General features: G+C 62.8%; 19 protein-coding genes and 1 tRNA gene. 4 read left to right on the top strand and 16 right to left on the bottom strand.

Annotated features, from left to right (window positions below; translation table 11 throughout):
- Window positions 1-20: 20 nt before the first annotated feature.
- The 3 genes from OKW38_RS16380 to OKW38_RS16370 form a co-directional block, all read right to left on the bottom strand.
- A complete protein-coding gene (locus OKW38_RS16380) occupies window positions 21-845 on the bottom strand; it encodes a mechanosensitive ion channel family protein (protein ID WP_090803136.1) in 825 nt (274 codons plus the stop codon).
- A 193-nt stretch (window positions 846-1038) separates the two neighbouring features.
- Window positions 1039-1413 (bottom strand): hypothetical protein, encoded by a 375-nt coding sequence (locus tag OKW38_RS16375; protein WP_429362332.1) that lies wholly within the window; start codon window positions 1411-1413, stop codon window positions 1039-1041.
- Window positions 1414-1648: 235 nt separating this feature from the next.
- Window positions 1649-2308 (bottom strand): hypothetical protein, encoded by a 660-nt coding sequence (locus OKW38_RS16370; RefSeq protein ID WP_429362330.1) that lies wholly within the window; start codon window positions 2306-2308, stop codon window positions 1649-1651.
- A 732-nt stretch (window positions 2309-3040) separates the two neighbouring features.
- Here OKW38_RS16370 and OKW38_RS16365 point away from each other — a divergent pair.
- A complete protein-coding gene (locus OKW38_RS16365; RefSeq protein ID WP_429362328.1) occupies window positions 3041-3364 on the top strand; it encodes a hypothetical protein in 324 nt (107 codons plus the stop codon).
- 60 nt (window positions 3365-3424) lie between these two features.
- Here the strand turns inward: OKW38_RS16365 and OKW38_RS16360 are convergent, their stop codons facing one another.
- The 5 genes from OKW38_RS16360 to OKW38_RS16340 all read right to left on the bottom strand — a co-directional run bounded on the left by OKW38_RS16360 (window position 3425) and on the right by OKW38_RS16340 (window position 8596).
- The gene (locus OKW38_RS16360; RefSeq protein WP_429362326.1) at window positions 3425-4489 is read right to left on the bottom strand and encodes a hypothetical protein; all 1065 of its coding nucleotides are present in this window, start codon (window positions 4487-4489) and stop codon (window positions 3425-3427) included.
- A gap of 100 nt (window positions 4490-4589) precedes the next feature.
- Window positions 4590-5318 (bottom strand): TonB family protein, encoded by a 729-nt coding sequence (locus tag OKW38_RS16355; RefSeq protein WP_429362325.1) that lies wholly within the window; start codon window positions 5316-5318, stop codon window positions 4590-4592.
- 1 nt (window position 5319) lies between these two features.
- Window positions 5320-5718: an ExbD/TolR family protein gene (locus OKW38_RS16350; RefSeq protein ID WP_090803146.1), complete on the bottom strand. Its 399-nt coding sequence runs from the start codon at window positions 5716-5718 to the stop codon at window positions 5320-5322.
- 2 nt (window positions 5719-5720) lie between these two features.
- Complete coding sequence (locus OKW38_RS16345) at window positions 5721-6410, bottom strand: MotA/TolQ/ExbB proton channel family protein (RefSeq protein ID WP_429335783.1); 690 nt, start codon at window positions 6408-6410, stop codon at window positions 5721-5723.
- Window positions 6411-6424: 14 nt separating this feature from the next.
- A complete protein-coding gene (locus OKW38_RS16340; protein WP_429362324.1) occupies window positions 6425-8596 on the bottom strand; it encodes a TonB-dependent receptor in 2172 nt (723 codons plus the stop codon).
- Between the two features lie 287 nt (window positions 8597-8883).
- Here OKW38_RS16340 and OKW38_RS16335 point away from each other — a divergent pair, with 287 nt between their 5' ends.
- The 3 genes from OKW38_RS16335 to OKW38_RS16325 all read left to right on the top strand — a co-directional run bounded on the left by OKW38_RS16335 (window position 8884) and on the right by OKW38_RS16325 (window position 11582).
- Window positions 8884-9351, top strand: coding sequence for an acid phosphatase (locus OKW38_RS16335; protein WP_429362322.1), 468 nt, complete (start codon window positions 8884-8886; stop codon window positions 9349-9351).
- A 148-nt stretch (window positions 9352-9499) separates the two neighbouring features.
- On the top strand, window positions 9500-10222 hold the full coding sequence (locus tag OKW38_RS16330; RefSeq protein WP_429362320.1) for a response regulator transcription factor: 723 nt from the start codon (window positions 9500-9502) through the stop codon (window positions 10220-10222).
- Window positions 10200-11582: a sensor histidine kinase gene (locus OKW38_RS16325; protein WP_187611098.1), complete on the top strand. Its 1383-nt coding sequence runs from the start codon at window positions 10200-10202 to the stop codon at window positions 11580-11582. Before OKW38_RS16330 ends, OKW38_RS16325 begins: the two co-directional genes overlap by 23 nt.
- 100 nt (window positions 11583-11682) lie before the next feature.
- On the opposite strand, the gene OKW38_RS16320 is transcribed toward OKW38_RS16325, so the two are convergent.
- The 8 genes from OKW38_RS16320 to tolQ all read right to left on the bottom strand — a co-directional run bounded on the left by OKW38_RS16320 (window position 11683) and on the right by tolQ (window position 18924).
- A complete protein-coding gene (locus tag OKW38_RS16320) occupies window positions 11683-13425 on the bottom strand; it encodes a hypothetical protein (protein WP_429362318.1) in 1743 nt (580 codons plus the stop codon).
- 328 nt (window positions 13426-13753) lie between these two features.
- Window positions 13754-13829 (bottom strand) — tRNA-Lys (locus tag OKW38_RS16315).
- Between the two features lie 183 nt (window positions 13830-14012).
- Entirely contained in the window at window positions 14013-14762 is a 750-nt protein-coding gene (gene ybgF, locus OKW38_RS16310; protein ID WP_090803165.1) for a tol-pal system protein YbgF, read from the bottom strand.
- 20 nt (window positions 14763-14782) lie between these two features.
- A complete protein-coding gene (gene pal, locus OKW38_RS16305) occupies window positions 14783-15289 on the bottom strand; it encodes a peptidoglycan-associated lipoprotein Pal (RefSeq protein WP_018419502.1) in 507 nt (168 codons plus the stop codon).
- 32 nt (window positions 15290-15321) lie between these two features.
- Window positions 15322-16614, bottom strand: coding sequence for a Tol-Pal system beta propeller repeat protein TolB (gene tolB / locus OKW38_RS16300; protein ID WP_429362316.1), 1293 nt, complete (start codon window positions 16612-16614; stop codon window positions 15322-15324).
- A gap of 138 nt (window positions 16615-16752) precedes the next feature.
- Window positions 16753-17793 (bottom strand): cell envelope integrity protein TolA, encoded by a 1041-nt coding sequence (gene tolA / locus OKW38_RS16295; RefSeq protein ID WP_429362314.1) that lies wholly within the window; start codon window positions 17791-17793, stop codon window positions 16753-16755.
- Window positions 17790-18236 (bottom strand): protein TolR, encoded by a 447-nt coding sequence (gene tolR, locus OKW38_RS16290; protein WP_090803169.1) that lies wholly within the window; start codon window positions 18234-18236, stop codon window positions 17790-17792. Before tolR ends, tolA begins: the two co-directional genes overlap by 4 nt.
- A gap of 10 nt (window positions 18237-18246) precedes the next feature.
- The gene (gene tolQ / locus OKW38_RS16285) at window positions 18247-18924 is read right to left on the bottom strand and encodes a protein TolQ (protein WP_090803171.1); all 678 of its coding nucleotides are present in this window, start codon (window positions 18922-18924) and stop codon (window positions 18247-18249) included.
- Window positions 18925-19107: the final 183 nt, after the last annotated feature.

Genomic DNA, 19107 nt, shown 5'->3' with positions numbered 1-19107 from the left:
GGGTGCGCGCGGAGGTTCGATCAGATCAAATCGCGCGTGATCGCGCGCGGTGCGAGTGGCGTTTCCGGCGTCGGATAGCCGGCTTCCTTGAAGGTCTGAACGATCGCGCGATTGGTGTCGAAGTAGACCTGCCAGTAGTTCTGGTTGGACGAGTAAGGGCGCACGCACAGCAGCGGTCCTTCTGGCGTGAAGCTCAAGACCTCGATATCGGGCGCGGGGTTTTCGGCCACGTTCGGAATCTTCGCGACGGCGGCTTTCAAACGCGCGATCGCATCGGTCGGATCGACGCCATTGGCGATCTTCGCGGTCAGCTCGACGCGCCGGAACGGCAGCACGCTGTAGTTCGAGATCGTGTCGGAGAAGATCTTGTTGTTGCCGATGATGGTCGTCACGTTGTCCGGCGTCACGATCGTGGTGCCGAACAGGCCCAACTCCGTGACGGTGCCGGTGACGCCCGCGGCCATGACGAAATCGCCGACCTTGAACGGCCGCAGCACCTGCATGAACACGCCGGCCGCGAAATGCGCGAGCAGGCCGCCCCACGCAGTACCGATCGCGAGGCCGAGGCCGGCGAGCAACGCGGCGAACGACGTCGTCTGCACACCGAAGATTTCCAGGATCGCGAGGACGAGCAGCAGGTTCAGCAACCCGGCGAGAATCGACGCGAGGTAGTGGGCGAGTGTCGGGTCGACCCGGCCGTTGCGTGCGAGCAGCTTGCGCGACAGGTTGGAGATCAGCCCGATGATCCAGCGGCCGACGAGCCACAGCACGATTGCGCCGATGACCTTGGTGCCGATGTCGATGCCACGGGTCATGACGAATGCACGTACGGTTTCGATATCCAAGATGTTTCCTCGTTATAGGTTGCCATCAACGGATTGAACGACGGTGGTGCCATGACCCACAACGCGCGGTCTTCGGGAGTTATAGCCGACGGCGCCCGCATGCGCAAGGACCGTTCCTGCCCTGCTCGCGGCGGCAATACAGAGATGAAACATGGCGGGGCGTACATGAAAAGCCGGTCGGGGCGTGCCGGGCTCACATGCGCAGCCGCGATTCGGAGTACGGTGACGTCTGGATGACAACCGCGTTGTCCGGGTCGCTTTTCACGGCGCGCCGGCGCCTCGACATCCGATGCCACGAGAACGCGATCACGATCGCGAGCGCATACGCGCCAGCACGCTGAAGAAACGACGTCGGCAGGGCGAATTGTCCATAGCGGTTCTGCGCGTCGGCGAACACGACAAACGTCAACAAGCCGTCGAGCACGCATGCGGTCAGCGCGATCACGATGAAAATCGCAGGGCCGCTCAGCGCGGCACCCGACCCAAACCGGTTATACAGTCGACAGGCCATCGATACGATGGCGAACAAGGCGAGGTTCGACAGCAGATCGAACAGAAAGGTGGTCATTATCGGTTCAATGAAAAAGCAATGGGCCGTGGGGTTGCCGGAACGTATGCTGGCGCAAGGTTCAGACATGCTCCGCTGATTCGGCGGCGATCATTGCATATCTTTTCATCTCGATAAATAACCAGAAAAAGCGAAGGTCGTATCGCGCTTTCTTTCGTTTGTTTTTTTATGCAATCGGAATGTGAAAAGTCCTTCGCAAATTTATAGTACTGCGACGGTTTCCGTGCGCTGCGCCTCAGAAGCGATAAGAAATGCCGATCTGCAACGTCGGATACCATCGATAAGGCGAGACCTTATCGCGCAGTTGCTGCAATCCGGTGTCGATGATCTGCTGACTCATCTCCGCTCCCGCGGCCTGCGACAGTGCCGGCGACAGTGTGTACGAGGTCTTCGGAATGCCGTAGGCGACACCGAGATCCACCACGAGCCCCCAGCCTTTGGCTCCCGGGTGCAGGCCATAGCCGATGCCAAGGTAGGGCATCGCGGTCGGGTATCGGGCGGTCGCCGTCGCGTACTCGCCAGGAAAGGCCGGCGAGGCTTTGCCCTCGAATACGTACATGCCGTTGGTCGGAACCGAGTTGCCGCTGACTTCGTTGTCGGTCAGACGCAGGCCTGCTGTCGCGCGAAAGCCGGTGCCGGCCCACGGAAAGAAATCGCCGTAGAGACCGCCCTGACGCAGCCGTATGCCGTCTTCGTAGCGATTGCCGCCAACCTCGAAGTTGTGCGACAAATTGATCGCGTTGAAGTCCGCGTGCACGCCGAACCACGACGTGACGCTCCACGCCGCGCCAACCCCGATGCCCAGCGTGCCGCCTTGCAGATAGACCTCCTGCGCATGCGACGTTTCGATCAGACACGGCAAAGCCACTACCCAGATTACCTTTCCAGCTTTCATGGGTACCCCCGGAGCGGCGGGGCAACCCGATCGTTGCGGGACGCGCTCGCCGTTTTGTCGTCTCTTCTTTATTGCTCTGTTTGTCGCGAACGCTCGAAGGCGTCGTGAAGCGATCATGCGAGCAGAGGGCGTAGACGGTCTGTGAGGTGGCGAACCATACGGTCAATGAATGGGGTTGGAGTGCGCGACGATGTCGCCGCGTCGCCATTCAGTTCGAGCGACGGCAGATGTCAATCGCGGGGCCTTGGCGAGGAGCGCCGCCTCGCTTTGGGTGGGGCCGGTCGGTAAGGAAGCTTAGGGAACTGCGCATCGCCGATGACGCTTGCCCACGCCTTCATCCAGCAGGTGGCGAGTGTCTTTTCAGCTTCCGACTCAGCGCGCATAAGGCGGCTCGTGGCAAGACGCAAACGAGCCAACGCATATTCCTTGCGTGTGGATTCCCGACGCAAAAGCGAATGATTCTTCTGCATGGCCGGCCACCGAAAAATCAGCGAGAAGCGTCGCAAATTAAATCGGGCCGCATTGCATCGTACCCGACGAACGACCGCGCGGCGCAAGCGACGGACTGCTGTCGAGTAAGGATTCGCTGGGGCGTCGCGTCGCAACACCTGCCACTGTGGTGAAAACGTCAAATCAACCTTGTTTAATTTTGACAAGTCGCGCCGTGCGTTTATCCGTGCGACGATGAAATCGTCAATGGTCCTGACATGAAGATCCAGTTACGGGGGCTCTATGAGTAGCATTCCGCTTATCTGGGCAGCGGTGCCGCATAACAGCGACGGTGTTGTCTTTCAGATCCGGCTTGGCCGCGGACTTCAGCGTTTTCATGTGTCGCGGCGCGTGCTCGAGGATGTGTTCGAGCTCCAACGAAAAGCGTCCGACGCGCGCCAACTCGAATTCTTCTATGTGCACGAGCAGCGCATCCTCGCGCGCGCCAGCGCAAAGCGTGCGACGGCCTGCTCGGCCACCGTTTCACTACGGGCCGCCGATTTCGGCGTGTCGAACGACAGCGAGCGCTGGGCGATACCGAGCGGCGTCGCGCACGGCCTCATCTAGGCGAACCGATGTTTGACGCGCCGCCGCGATCAACGGGCGGCCGTGCGTCGATGCCGCGCGTCAGCGTGCCTTGAGCTGCGCCTCGAGCACTTCGAACGTACCGGGGATGACCGTCGCGCGCGGATGAGAATTGGCAGCCGTGGCCGGGTCGGCCGCGCCGAACTTCGACGATACCAGATAGATCCGGTGCTGCTGTTCATCGAGCGCCATCGTTTTCGCGCCTTCCAGCGTTGGCATGTTCTGCGCGACCGTGTAATGGTCCGCATCGTCTTCATGCACGATCGTCAGCGTGCCGTCCGCGCCGTTCGAACTGAACGCGAGCTTCAAGGCCGGATCGAAAGCCGCCGCGTCGGGGTGACCCCCTATCAGCACCTCGGCCACGCGACGGCCCGACGTCGCATCGACGATCATCATGCGGTGATTGGCGCAAACCGAAAACAGGCGCTCGCTCGCCGGATCGATCGCGAGTCCGGTCGGCGACTCGCACCGTGCGAGTGGCCAATGCGCCAGCACCGTCGCGGACCGACCGTCCATCTCGACGATCCCGGCGCGATCTTCCACATTGACGAACACGTGCCCGTGGCTGTCCGCCGCGAGCGCCTCCGGCTTGCCGCCCACGCTCATCGTGGCGACCACCTTGCGCGTCGCGACGTCGATCGCGCTGACGCTGCCGTCGTGGCCATTGCTCACGAAGATGCGCCGCAAGGCCGGCACGTAGAGGATGCCGTCCGGGTCGGGGCCCGCGGCCTTGATGCTGTCGACGACCTTGAGTGTGTCGAGATCGACGACGCTCACCGTATTGGCGCGGCCGTTGGTGACGAAGCCGAGCTTGAGGTCCTCCACGAACGCGAAGCCGTGCACGCCGTCGGTGTTGGCGATCTCGCCGACCGGTTTGCCGGTGCGCGTATCGATCACCTGCACGTGCGTGTCGCGGCTGATGAAGAGGTGCTGGCGAACAGCGTCGTACGCCACGTAATCCCAACGCTCGCCGCCTTCGAGGCCATAGCGTTTCGCGATTTCGAATTGATCGGCGTTGGCGCCCGTCGCCGCATGGACGTTCGACGGCGCGAGCAGGGAAGCGACGCCGCCGGCGATCAAGGCGGACAGGATATTTTTCAGTTTCACGTTGAGTAGATTCTTACTGGTACTGCGGATGGATTGGGAACAGGGACGCCACTCCGGTGGGCGGATGACGTCCCTCGTGCGGTTGGGCGTTAGCGGATCATCATTCGTGGTCGTCGAGTTTGAAGTCGACCCACAATTGCTCCGAGAGCGTTTTGCCCACGAATGCGGACTCGGGTTTCGGATAAGCGGCGTCGCGCACGGCTGCGAGCGCTGCGCGGTCCAGCAGTCCGATACCGCTCGACACCACGACGCTGAGGTCGGACACGACGCCGTCGCGATACCGGAACGCGACGCGTGTGCGGCCCGTCATGCCAGCCATGCGGGCCGACTCGGGATAGCGCAGCGCGGCCTGAATCGCCGCGCGCAGCGCACCCTCGAAGCTTGGCGTAGGCGCGGCAGCAACCGGCGCCGCAGCGGGTGCGGGCGGTTGCCGCGCGGGCTCGGCTGGCGGTTGCGGCGCGGGCGCGGATGGCGGCTCGGTCGGTGTCGCCGCGGGCTGCACCGGCACCGGAGTCGGCACGCGCTTCGGCACCGCGGCCGTCACGGGCTTCGCGGGCGTGTGCGCAGCATGGCGCACGGGTACGACCGGCCGCGCGGGAGGCGGCACGGGCTTCGCAGGCGGCTGCGGCGGTTGCGGCGCGGGAGCCGGTGCCGCCAGCGTCAGCAGTGTTGGGGGCGCTTCATGCGACACGGAAGACACCCGGGTCGTATGCGTGAGCAGCGCAATCGTCGCGCCGAGCACCAGCGCTTCCGCGACGAGCGCGATGGCGGCGGCCGGCAATAGGCGCGTTCGTTCCTGCACGATCCCGCAGGCGGGTACGGTTGCCATATCAGTTCGCCACGGGCTGCGCGGCGAGCGCGATTTGCGATACGCCAGCGGCGCGGCACGCGTCCATCACCGAGACGAGGTGCTGGATCTGCGCCTGCTTCGAGCCGGCAATCGTCACGACCGTATGCGCGACGTCCGTGCGGGCGGCGAGCAGGGTGGTCAATTGCGCAAGGCTCAGCGTGCGGCCGTCGACCGACAGACTGCCGTCGGTCGCGAGCGTTACCGTGACCTGCGGCGGCGGCAGCGCTTGCGCCGTGGCGCTCGACGGCAGCTGCGAGCGCAGCCCCGCGTTCGGGATCATGTGCAGCGTGATCATGATGAAGAACACCAGTAGAAAGAACATGATGTCGATCATCGGGATGATCTCGATGCGCGCCTTTCGCGCCTCGAAATACTTCATCGTCAGACTCCCTGCGAGGCGAATTTGCCGACCACCGGGCGCGGCACTTCATGCACCGGCTTGACCGACTCATGCGCTCTGGCCGCAAGCCGGTTCACGAGCACCGCCTTCACGGTTTCGAGCTGATGGACGACGCCTCTTACGCGGTTGTGCAGGCCGTTGAAGAACACGAGGCCGATCATCGCGACGAACAGACCCGACGCCGTCGCGATGAGTGCCTCGGCCACGCCGCCCGTAACCTGGGTCGGTGCGTTGCCCGGATTCGACAGCACCTGGAACGCGTTGAACATACCGACGATCGTGCCGAACAGACCGAGCAACGGCGCGAGCGTGACGATCGTGTCGAGCACCCACAGGAAGCGGTCGATGTTCGGTGCTTCGCGCATGATCGCTTCGTCGAGACACGCATCGAGCTCATCGCGCGACGTCTGACCGGCAAGCCGGCCGGCGACCTTCAGCAGGCTCGCCATCGGCAGCGCCTGAAACTGTTCGGCGCATGCCGTCAGCGAGGCGGCGTTCAGTTGTTCGAGGCGGTCGACCTGGTCGAGCACCGCGCGGCTGCCGCTCGATGCGCGCTGCAGGAACCACGAGCGCTCGATGATGATCGTCAGGGCAACGAACAGCATGGCGGCAATCACATACAACACGCCACCGGAATTGTTCGCGAGGTGCAGCAGGTTATCGACAGTCATGAAAGAAGCTCCGTTCAGAAATCGGTGGACAGCGTCGCGACGAACGCGCGGCCCGGGATGGTCCAGTAAAGCGGTGTGTTGTCCGCGGCGGTGTAGCCGGCCAGCGCATTGATGCTGGTGCGGTTGAAAAGGTTGTCGATCTGGAAGCCGAGGCGCGTGTCATGCGTCCACGGTGCGAGTCGGGCAAACGTGTACGAACTGGCGAAGTTGGTGATCGCATAGCCGCCGATCGGCTGGGTGTTGCCGGTATCGCCATACTGATGGCCGACGAACTTCATCAGCAACGAACCGTTGAGCGGCCCGCGTTCGTAGAGCACGCCGGCGGCGGCCGTCGATTGCGGCGCGTTGGGCATCCACGTATTGGTGCTCTTCTGTTTTGCCGAATTGAAGGTCAGATTGCCGTACAGGCTGAAGCCGTCGCCGACCGACAAGGTCGCTTCGGTTTCGACGCCCTTGTAGGTCGCACCACCCGCATTCGAGAAGATCACGTTGTTGCCGACCGTGCGGCTCGTCACCGCGTTGCGGAAGTTGATGTAGTACAGATCGGCGGCGACGGTCAGACGCCCCGTTTTGTACGTCGTGCCGATCTGGTAGTTGTCGGTCTGTTCCGGATCGGGTTGTCCCGAAACGGCCGGATCGTTGACATAGAACACATTCAGGTTCGGTGCGAGAAAGCCCTGCGCGTACTGCGCATACGCGCTCCATTGCGGGGTGATCTGCTGGTGCAGCGTCAACGACGGCAGTACCTTGTCCCACGTGTGGCTGAAATCGAGCGGCTCACCGGTCTTCTGGTTCATCGGCGTATCGATGCTGCGGTTGAACGACACGTACTTGAGTCCCGGCGTAATCGTCAAACCGTTCTGCAGTTGCCAGGCGTATTGCAGATACGGCTGAAACGTCAGCATCGTGTCGTTCATCGTGAAGTTCTGCGAGATGAACGCGAAGTTCAGCGACGAATCGACATTGAAGTTGTCGCGGAAGTTGGACTGGTGCGCGATCCACATGCCGGTCTGCAGCTTGCCGGGACCGAGCTGCCGCTCGAGCGCGAGGACGTCGCCAAACGCGCGGTAGTTGTTGTTCATTTCCTGGCCCGGCACGTTGTTCGGGCCGAAGATCGTGCCGTTTGGCGTTTCACCGTTCGGGTCGAGTCCGTTGAAGCCGTTGTGGTAGTAACCGTACGTATAGAGCTTGTTGTCGATCACCCACTCGGCGACCTTCGTTTTCACGCCGATGTATTCGAAGTCCGTGTTGATCTTGTCGAAGTTGTAGCCGGCATAGGCCTGACTCGTCGGGTCGGCGCCAAGACCGAAGTTGGGACCGAACTGCTGGATCTGCGCGGCCGTCGCGCCGAGCGGCACGTTCTGGTGGATGTTGTTGTAAGTCGCGAACAGCGTGAGCAGCGTGTTGTCGCCGATCGGCTTGTCGAGCTTGAAGTAGACGTTCTGACGGCGCTGGTCCGCGTTGGTCAGATAACCGTCGCTGCTGCTCTGCGCATAGCCGACCATTGCGCGCGCATCGCCCCATTGCTGCAGATAGCCGGTATTGAACTCGGCGCCGGCCTGCCATGTGTCGAAGCTGCCGTACGAGCCGAGCACCGAGAATGCCGGCGATGCCGACGGATCCCTCGACTGCAGGCTGATCGTTCCGCCGAAGGTGGCGAAGCCGATCTGCGAAGCGTCGCCGGGACCGCGGTCGACGACGATATTGCCGAGCACCCGGTTCGAGAAAAACGACGTCGAATGATGGGTGAAGTCGTTGGTATCGCCAAACGGGATGCCGTCGAATGTCACGTTGTACTGACCGTCCTGAAAGCCGCGAATGGACAGGCTCTGCGATTCCATCAGGCCGGAGCCGTTCGGAGCAACATTCGACACGCTCGGCGCGATCTGCACGATCTCGCTGTAGTTCGCGGTCGGAGCGGTACTGTTTTCGATGTAGTGCCGGCTGACCACCGACTGCGGTTGGGTTGCGGTGAGCGAGCCTTGCGAAGGCGCCTGTGCCGGTGCCGACTGCACGTTGGTGCTGGTGGCCGTGCCGCTGTTCGATGATGAGACGGCCGTGCTTTGCACGGAGCCGAGATCGCCCGAGGTCTGGGCATGCGAGATCTGCGCGCCGGCCGCGCACAGTGTGGCAAGAACGAATTGCGTCAGCGGCTTCTTTCTAAGGGGAAAACTAACCCGTTGCATGGTGCAGCATCCTTTCGCGAGTGGGGCGATGAACTGGGAGTCGAACGAGGCGGGATGCTATCAACCGTCCGTTAATGCGAAGTGATCGGTATCTTACGAATCTAAAGTTGCTATTACGGATGCCCCACAACAGCGCGATCCGCACTGACGCTACGCGACGCGCTCAGGTTTGTAAGTTTGTGGACACCGCGCATTCATACGGCGAGTTACGCCGCACCGTCCGCGGAGGCGAGCTATCTCGACGCCCGTCAAATTCCGCTTGGCGTGCTGCTCGCGCCACCAAGTCCGTGTTCCGTTTCGCGGATGTGCTCGGACCGGACTTCAACGAAGCTGGTCTGCCGAAAACCGCTGCGCTGTTCGAAGCCGTCGATCACGATGCCGAGCGGGTCGCAAAAGGCGGCAAGCATTTCTTTAGCCGCGCGCGGCCCTTCATCGCGAGCCGCGACGTGCAACCGATCGTGCCGAAGCGGCCCGGCGACGACTACCACTCGTACCCGAGCGGTCATGCGACCTTCGGCTATCTGTGCGCGATCCTGCTCGCGCAAATGGTCCCCGGGAAGCGCGATGCGCTATTCGCGCGTGGGCGCGAATTCGGCATGAACCGCGTCCTCGACGGCGTCCACTATCCGAGCGATGTCGAAGCGGGTCGCATCGACGGAACGCTCGTCGCGGCGGCGCTGATGGCCAATCCGGATTTTCAGCGCGACTTTGCCGATGCGAAGGCGCAAGTGCGCGCGGCACTGAAGCTCGGCTAGTTGCACGTGTGAACGGTTTTCGGCTCCGCGCGGGACGCGTCATGAAGCAGCAACATGGCCATGTCATACTCCGCGCCCGCATAGGCGGCCCCCGCTATTGACGTCGCCGTTCATGCGGCGACGCACGACCACAGGAAACGACGTCCTCTTGGAAAGCAGAGCAGCGATCAACTACCTTGCGGGGCGCAGACCCCGCATTCTCGTCGTCGAAGATGACGAGCGTGTGAGGCTCGAAGTCTCCACCGCGCTCGAGGACTACGAATTCGCCGTGGAAAGCGTGCCGAGCGGCCATGCCGGCCTGCTGCGCGCGCTCAACGGCGATTTCGACGCCGTCGTGCTCGACCGGATGCTGCCCGACGTGGATGGCTTGTCGATTCTGTCCACGTTGCGCAACGTCGGCAAAGAGACGCCGGTGCTGATATTGAGCGCGCTGTCAGCGGTCGACGAACGCGTGCGCGGCCTGCGCACCGGCGGCGATGATTACCTGACCAAACCGTTCGACAGTCTGGAATTGACCGCGCGCCTCAATGCGCTGCTGCGCCGCCGCTCTTCCTCGGAGCAGCCGCTCATGCTGAGCGTCGGCGATCTCGTGCTCGATATTGGCACGCGCCAGGTCAGCCGGGCGGGCGAGTCGATCGAGTTGAAGCCCCGCGAGTACCAGTTGCTCAAATACCTGATGCTGCATACGGAGCAGCCTGTGACGCGCGCGATGCTGTTCGAGTCGGTCTGGAATTACCGCTTCAATGCGCAGACCAACGTGATCGACATGCATATCGGTCACCTGCGCCGCAAGATCAGTCTGAACGGACGGTTTTCGCTGATGATCCACACGGTTCGAAATGTCGGCTATGTCCTCCGTGCCGGCGAATAGGCGCTGGCTGCGCCTGCCGGCGAACAACGTCACATGGCTGCTGATGGTGTTCATCAGTTGCGCGGTCGTGCTGTTCGCGATGCTCTACTGGATGATGCACACGTATCTGCTGCACGAGGTCGATGAACGGCTGCGCGGAGAAGTGGCCGAGTTCAGCTCGATCGGCCGCGCCGAGGCGATCGCCAATATCGCGGCGCTGAGCCGGCGCGACATCGCGAGCAGCCGGCCCTATGGCGTGTTCGACGAAGAAGGCCGCTGGCTCGCCGGCAATATCCACGCGTTGCCGGCCGAGCGCGAGCGCCGGCCGTTCTACTACACGCAAGCAATGGACGACGGGCCGCCGTCGCTGGCCAGTCATTTTCGCGGCATCATCGTGCCGACGCGTAGCGGTCTGCGGGTGGTCGTCGGTCACTCGATCGACGAGATCATTCATTTCGACCATACGCTCGTGAAGATCCTGTGCCTCGGGCTCATGCTGACGATTCTGCTTGCCGTCGGCTGCGGCGCCGCGCTTCACGCGATGTCGAACCGGCGTATCCGCTCGATGAGTCTGACGGCGCGCGAGATCATGGCGGGCCAGTTGAGTCGGCGTCTGTCGAATCGCGGCACGCATCACGATCTCGACCGTCTGGCGGAAATCGTCAACCTGATGCTCGATGAAATCGAGCGGCTGGTGGCCGAAGTGCGCGGCGTGTGCGCGGGCATCGCGCACGATCTGCGCACGCCGATGACGCATCTGCGCGCGGGCCTCGAGCGCGCGCGGCGCCGCTCGCATACCGTCGACGACTACACGAGCGCCGTCGACACCGCGATCGCGCAATCGGACGTCGTGCTGCACCGTTTCACCGCGCTATTGAGGATCGCGGAGGTCGAAGCGGATGTCAGACGCGCGAGCTTCTGCGACGTGTCGCTGGACACCATCCTGCGCGACGTCGCGGAGTTGTACGAGCCGGTCGCGGAGAACCGTCGTTTGTCGGTCGCGGTGCTGGCGTCCGAACCAGTTTTCGCGCGCGGCGACGTGGATCTGCTGTTCGGCGCTATCGAGAATCTGCTCGATAACGCGCTGAAGTTCACGCCCGGTGGCGGCGCGGTGACGCTGCAAGCAACGCTTGAAGCGGGAAGGCCCGTCGTGCAGGTTGCGGATACTGGACCCGGTATCGAGGCAGGTGAGCGCGATGCTGTCCTGCGTCCGTTCTATCGCAGCAGAAACGGGCAGGAGGCGGCGACTTCGGGGCATGGCGTCGGCTTGAGTCTCGTGGCCGCGATCGCGCGGGTGCACGAGGCCGTCGTGGAGATTCACGACAACACGCCAGGCTGCAGGATCGTGTTGCGGTTCAATGCGGGACTGCCGGCGCGTTGAGGCGAGACGGCGATTGCTCGCGACGGATTTTACGTTGGAGCGTGCAAGAAAAAACGACCTGCCGGATGGCAGGTCGTTTCTTTTGAATCCACTAACCCGCTCAGGACTTCGGCACGAGTGCGACGCCGCGCAGCGCCTGGCCATACGGCGCGGTCTGCATCACGGTGAAGCCCTTCGCCGAGCTCACCGTCGAACCGTTGATGCCCACTGTGATCTTGACGAGCTGGTTCGAGTCGGCGCCCGCATCGAACGCGGTGCCGAGGCTGTTGCCGATCGTCGAGGTCACGGCGTAGATCGTGAACGAACCGTCGCTGTTGACCTGGCCCGTGATGTTGCGCAAGCCGTCAGGCGTCGTCGTATAGCTCGCGCCCTTCGTACCGTACGCGCCGGTCGTGTCCGTCACCGTGTAGGCCGTGCCGAGGTTCAGGCCGGTCGTCAGGTTGGCGAGCGGCTTCCACGTGCCGTTCTGGTTCTGATAGACCCACAGGCCGCCGCTGCCGCTCACCTGGTCGCCCGGCGTGCTGTCGCCTTCGTCGGCGACGAACATGATCGACGGATTCGACGCGGGGATCCACATGCCGAACGGATAGACCGTGCCGGTCACCTGGCTAGGTGACGTGAGCGCCGTCAGGTTGGTCGCGAGGGCCGTCGGGAAACCAGGCACGATCGTCATCGCGGCGTTTTGCGGCAACTTGCCGCCGTTGGCGAGCGCAGCGGTCGCGCCGACCTGGTACACGGTGTTCACGCCGTTGCCGCCGCTGCCCTTGGAGACATACATCGTGCCGTCCGGGCCGACGAACAGGCCGCGCAGGTTGGCGTCCTTGCCGGTTTTGTCGGCGGCCGTTGCGGGCGTGGTCGGCAGGCTCGCGATCGAGAATCCGAACTGGTCGCCCGTCGAGCTACCGCCCGTGATCGAACCCATCGACGCCAGCGAGCACGCCGTTCCAGCCGGTGCAACCGCGTACGTGCCGGTGCCCGTGCCGGACTGGAATGCGCCGATTACTTGCGTGAACGCGCATTGGCTGCCCGGAGCGATGCTTTGCACGCCGGTGTTCATCGTCAGCATGTCGAGCTGGGCCGTCGTCGGCTTCGGATTCTTGCCCGAATTGCCGGCATTGCCGACGATGTAGTACATGCCGTTGGCGAGCACGGCCGCGCGGCTGTTGTTGCCGGCGTACGCGTTGGTGTTCGTGAACGACAGGCTGTTATCGGCGAAATTCAGCTGCGCGACGGTACGGTAGGTAGGCGTTGCGACGTCGGTATTCGTCGTGTCGACCACGCCTGGCGTATTCGTGTTTGAGATATCGAGCTGGTCGATCGACGCGTTGTAGCCGGTGAAGGTCAGCGATTTCTGATCCAGCGACACGTTCAGCGCGAGCTCCGACTTCGAGGCGAAGCTGGTGGCGAAATTCACGTTGCTTTTCGCGGCCTGCGCGGTGATGTCCAGCGTTTGCGACGGGCTCGTCGCGTTCGGTGCCCACTGATCCAGATACGCTTCCGACGTCACGCCGAAGTTGGCGTCGTTCGAATCGTTGGTGAACACGTTCGGAAAGCCGCCGGGCGTGACGGCCGTCACGGGCGATGCATTGGTGGTCGTGGGCGTCGCGTTATAAGGCAGCGTGCCGCTCACGACGTACGCCGGATCATAGGCCGTGCGCGAGATCAGCAGGTTGCCAGCCGTGTAGTTGCTGGCGGAAGTCGAGGGCGTCGTCGTCGTGGCCGGGGTGCTGCTCGTGGTGCCTTGCGGCGCGCTCGTGCTCGACGGGTTTTGGGTGCTGCCGCCGCAGCCGTAGATGGCGGAGATCAGAACCGCGATCGGAAGCGCCTTCAGGGTGGTTTGCATTCTGTGTGTTTGAGTAGGGTGGGTGAAATTTTTTGAAAGTTGCAGCCGGTATTGCAAGTCGCGAGGCTACAAACCACCCGTGGCACAAACATGAATCGAAAATTACTAAAAAGATAAGAATGCGCTGGCGCGTTGGCGCGATGTCGTTGCGGGATGCCTGGTGTTCTTTGGCGGCGTTGGAGGGCGGAGGGCAGTGCCTGAACGGAAGGCTACGTTGAGGCGGGCGGGAAGAAGCGGCTCGTTTGCCGCGCGCGTACCTGTTTGCACACGCGGGCAAAGGAAAAAGAAAAGGGCCGACATGCTTTCGCATGTCAGCCCTCGAATCTTTTGGTAGGCCGTACGGGATTCGAACCTGTGACCAACGGATTAAAAGTCCGCTGCTCTACCAGCTGAGCTAACGACCCAAAAGAGAAGCGAAATTATATCGGCGCACCAATGCCCTGTCAACTCAGCAAGACCGTCGCCCAAAATGAAAAGCCCGGGCATTACTACCCGGGCTTTCCAGCGAGAGGCGCGCGTGGCTATCACTTCGGACACTGCGCGTTACTGCCAATTACATCAAAACGTGATCAATCCGACATCACGATCTACTTGATCTGCGACAGCTTGTTCTGGGCCGACTGCGCGACGTCCGAGCCGGCGTATTGCGCGACGATCTGCTCGAGCGTCTTTTTCGCCGCGGCCTTCTGGCCTTGTTCAAGCTGATTGTTCGCGATCGCGAGCAGCGCTTCCGGTGCACGCGGATGCTGCGGATAGTTCTTCACGACACCTTGCCAGACCGCCGTCGAACCCTTGTAGTCGCGCAGTGCATACAGCGCGTTGCCGAGCCAGTATTGCGCGGTCGGCTGATAGGGGCTGTTCGGATATTTGGAGATGAAGCTGCGGAACGATGCCGCCGCGTTCTTGAAGTCGCCGCTGCGGAATTGCTGTGAAGCCGCGTTGAACGCATCGGTTTCACCCGGCTGCACCTCGCCCTGGACGCCGTCCACCGTCTGTTGCTGCGGCTCGAATTTCTTCAGGCGCGTGTCGAGATCGGTGTAGTAGTCCTTCTGCTGCTTTTGCAGCGTCGTGAGCTGGTTCGCCATGTCCTCGTTCTGTCCGCGCAGCGTCGCGACCTGCTGGTTGAGCTGGTCGAGACGGTTGGACTGATCGAGGATCGTGCGTTGCGCCGCCGATAGCTGGCTCGACAGACTATCGGTCTTCGAGCGCAGATCGAGAATGGCCTGGCGGGCCTGATCGTCGTCGAAAATGCCCGCATGGGCGGGCACGGCCGTGAGGGCCGTGCCTGCGACGCAGGCCGCTGCGGCAAACCGCAGCCAGGAGAAACGATGCGTCATTCGGCTCATCACCCGTTGACTTACTGTTGATACGCGAGGTCGGCGCGGCGGTTCTGTGCCCACGACGCTTCGTCATGACCCGTTGCCAGCGGCTTTTCCTTGCCGAGGCTCACGGCCTCCATTTGCGAATCCGACACGCCCATCAGCGACAGCGAACGACGCACGGCTTCAGCACGCTTCTGGCCGAGTGCGAGGTTGTATTCGCTGGTGCCGCGCTCGTCGGTGTTGCCCTGGATCAGCACGTGACGCTGCGGGTGGCTCTTCAGATATTGCGCGTGTTGTTGCAGCAGCGGTTGATAGTCATCCTTCACCGAGTAGCTGTCGAAGTCGAAGTAGATGCTGCGCTTCGCGAGCGGGCTGTTCGGATCGTTCAGCGGGTCGACGTTGACCGTCGCGACGTCGTTCGGGTTCGGTTGGGCCGAGCCTGCGCCCTTGTTGGCGTTTTCGTCGAGCTTGACGCCCGAGTGACATGCGGCCAGTGCACCGACCATCACGACGGCGAATGCGAAACGAAGTTTGGACATCATTTGATTACTCTCCTTGTGTTATTGCATCAACGTTATTGCATAAACGGGCCCCAGGACGGCTCGCGTACGCTGCCCCCCTGAACGGACAGGACCTGCCGAGTGCGACCGTCGGTCGATACTGCGGCCAACACGCCACGGCCGTTCACCTGAGTGGCGTAAAGAATGTACTGACCGTTCGCCGCGAAGCTCGGCGATTCGTCATGTGTCGTGTCCGTCAGGCCCGTGGCGGATCCGCTTTGCAGGTCCTGGATGTACAGCTTGAATGCACCGCCGACGCGCGAGATGTAGGCAAGCTCCTTGCCGTCAGGACTCACACGCGGACTGGTGTTGTAGCTGCCCGTAAACGTGACGCGTTGCGCGCCGCCCGCGCTTTCACCTTGCGCCGGCATCTTGTAGATCTGCGGTGAGCCGCCGCGGTCGCTCGTGAAATAGATCCACTGACCGTCAGGAGAGTAGGTCGGCTCGGTGTCGATCGAGCTGCCTTGCGTCAGACGACGCAGACCGCTGCCGTCCGCGTTGACCGCGAAAATCTGCGTATTGCCGGTACGCGACAGCGCGACGGCGAGCGTGCGGCCATCCGGCGACCACGCCGGCGCACTGTTGTTGCCCTTCTGGTCCGATACGACGATGCGCCGGCCCGTGGGCAGGTCGTGGATATAGACGATCGGCTTCTTCTTCTCGAACGACACGTAAGCGACCTTGGTGCCGTCGGGCGACCAGGCCGGCGAGATGATCGGCTCGGGGCTCGACAGCGCGATGTGCGCGTCCTGACCGTCCGAATCCGAGATCTGCAGCTGGTAGCGGTTGCCCGACTTGACCACATACGACAGGCGCGTGGCGAACACGCCGCGATTGCCCATCAGCTTGGCGTAAATGTAGTCCGCGACCTTGTGCGCGCTCATGCGCAGACCGCTTTCCGGGCTCACCAGCACGAGGCCGCCGAGGCTTTCGCCCTTGACCGTGTCGTACAGCTTGAAGCGCACTTCGTACTGGCCGTTCGGCAGGCGGTTCACGCTGCCCGCGACGAACGCGTTGGCGCCCTTCGCCGTCCATGCGCCGAGGTCGACGGAATCGGTCTCGGACACCGGCGTCGAGCCTGCGTCGATATTCGTGAATTTGCCGCTGCGTTGCAGATCCTGACGCACGATCGTGCTGACCTGCTGCGGGGAGTTCGCTTCATTGGCGAAATTCGCCGTTGCGATCGGAAACTGAGTGGATCCGACGCCCGTCACGAGGACGTTGAGTTGTGCGTTGGCGGCGCCGCCGACGGCGATCAGGCACGTTGCCACGAGTGTTCGCAGGCCTAGCTTGGTCATCAAACTCATGCTGTATGGGTTCCTCAAAACGGTTTTACTTAATACTCGAAGACAGCAGACAGACCGGAAAACGGCTATTTCGTTCCCGCGCAACGCCGCGCCGGGTGGGGCGCGGCATTGGCCGCCGGTCGGCTGTCAGCCTGCACATCAAGCCGCCGGACGCAGCGTGATAGTGAAGTAGTCCGGCGTCTTGCCATTGACGTCCCGAGGCATCGGATCGGAGGCTTTCACCGCCCTCAACGCGGCGGCGTCCCACGCGGCGTTGCCGCTGCTGTGGGTAATGTTTGCGCTCAGCTGATTGCCGTCCGGCGAACAACGCACGGCGACCACGGTCTCGAGACCTTCCGTCTCGCCGCCCCAGTTCACATGCTGAAGCACCAGCCGTCGTACCTTGTCCGCGTAACCCGGCGATGCCGCCGTGCCGCCCGAGCCGCTACCCGTTCCGCTCTTGCCCAGTCCGTTGCTGCTCGAACTGCTGCCGCCCACGCCGCCGGCCAGACCCTGCATCTGCGCAAGCCGCGCGCGACGTTCGTTGTCGAGCTGCTTTTTCGCCTGCGCGGCCGCATCGGCTTGCGCCTTGGCCTTCGCCGCTTTCTCCGCCTCAGCCTTCTTCTGCGCTTCTGCCTGAGCCTGCTTTTGCTGCTGCTCCTGCTGTTCTTTCAGTTGCTGTTGCTTCTGCTGCTCGGCGAGCTGCTGTTGCTTGAGCTTCTCGGCCTGCTGCTGTTGCTGTTGTTGCGCCTGCTGCTGCTGCTTGAGCTTCGCGGCCTTCTGCGCCGCGAGCTGGGCCGCCTGTTCGGCCGCCAGCTGTTGCTGACGCTTCGCTTCCGCTTCCTGCTGCTCTTTCAGCTTCAGCTGGCGCTGCTGTTCGGCCAGTTGGGCCGCGCGAGCCGCTTCCTGCTGCTGACGCTTCTTTTCCTGCAGCGCGATGTCGGCCTGTTCGTCGCGCACGGGCGGAGCAGGGGCGACCGGCGTGGGGGGCGGCGTGACGACGGGACGCGGAATCGCCGAATCCGGCACCTCTGTCCACAGTTCCGCCTGCTCGCCCTCGGGCGTGCTGTTCTGCCATTGGATGCCGCGATACAGGAAGAATCCGAGCAGCGCATGCATCACCAGCGCGAACAGAAAAGCTCGCCCGGTGCCGCGTTCACGCGGCGGCTGAAGCGGGTATTCGGAGTTCTTGCGGATCATTGCGATTTGACGAGCAATCCGACGCGCTTGACGCCCCGAGCCTTCAGCTCGGACATCACGTTCATCACGACTTCGTATTTCACGGTTTTGTCGGCAGCGATCACGACGGGCTGATCGGGGTGCGATTGTGCCCGATCGGCGATGAAACCGTTGAGGCCAGCCTTCGTCATGTCTTCCTGCTGCTGCGCGCCGGAGTCGTCCTTGTACTTGACGCTCATATTGCCGTCCGCGCGGATGTTGACGATGACGGGCGGCGTCTGCTGTTGGGGCGCCGCGCCGCCGACGGTCGGCAGATTGACGATCGACGGCGCGACGAGCGGCGCCGTGACCATGAAGATCACTAGCAGCACGAGCATCACGTCGATGTACGGCACGACGTTGATGTCGGCCATTGCGCGACGCGAGCGCGAGCCGCGCATGCTGGAGGAACGGGAGCCTGCCATCATGGCCTCCTCAGTGTGCCTGGCGCTGCAGGATGTTCGAGAACTCTTCGATGAAGGTTTCGAAACGGATCGCCAGACGGTCGATGTCGTGCGCGTAGCGGTTGTAGGCGACCACGGCCGGAATTGCGGCGAACAGGCCGATCGCGGTGGCGGTCAGGGCCTCGGCGATGCCCGGCGCGACGTTCGCGAGCGTGGCCTGCTGCACGTTGGCGAGGCCGCGGAACGCATTCATGATCCCCCACACCGTGCCGAACAGACCGATATACGGGCTGACCGAACCGACCGACGCGAGGAACGCCAGATTCGCTTCGAGCACGTCCATTTCGCGTTGGAACGCCGCGCGCATCGCGCGCCGGGCGCCGTCGAGAATCGCGCCCGAATCGTTCAGGCGCTTCTCTTTGCCCTTCAGAAATTCCCGCATGCCGGACTCGAAAATCCGCTCGAGCGCGCCGATCCTGTGACGGTTGTTCGCGGCGCTCTGATACAGCGCCTGCAGGTCGCCGCCCGACCAGAAATCACGCTCGAAGCGTTCAGTTTGCGCGCGCGCCCGGCGAATCGCAAACCACTTGCGGAAGATGAAAGTCCAGGAGAGTAGCGACAGCAACAGCAGCAGAGCCATGACGGCCTGGGCCAGCAGGCTCGCGTTGAGTACGAGTGAAACGATCGACAGATCTTGTGTAGTGTTCATAAAGGTTCGTTTTAACGTCCCGGGAAGGGGGCGTCCGGCTGCAAGGCCGCTTCAAGCTTGCCGTGGGCAAAACGGAAGCTTCGGCGGTATCGAAGCCGAACCATGCTTTGTGTTACCTGACCGGTATGAGTTCACTGGCCCCGTAACAACGAGGCTCAGGGATCGTCCGTTGACATGCCGCCG

The organism is Paraburkholderia sp. MM5496-R1 (assembly GCF_050436205.1).
Classification (GTDB): Bacteria; Pseudomonadota; Gammaproteobacteria; order Burkholderiales; family Burkholderiaceae; genus Paraburkholderia; species Paraburkholderia tuberum.
The sequence above is the reverse complement of the archived record's forward strand: the minus strand, read 5'-3'. Positions and strand labels throughout refer to the sequence as shown.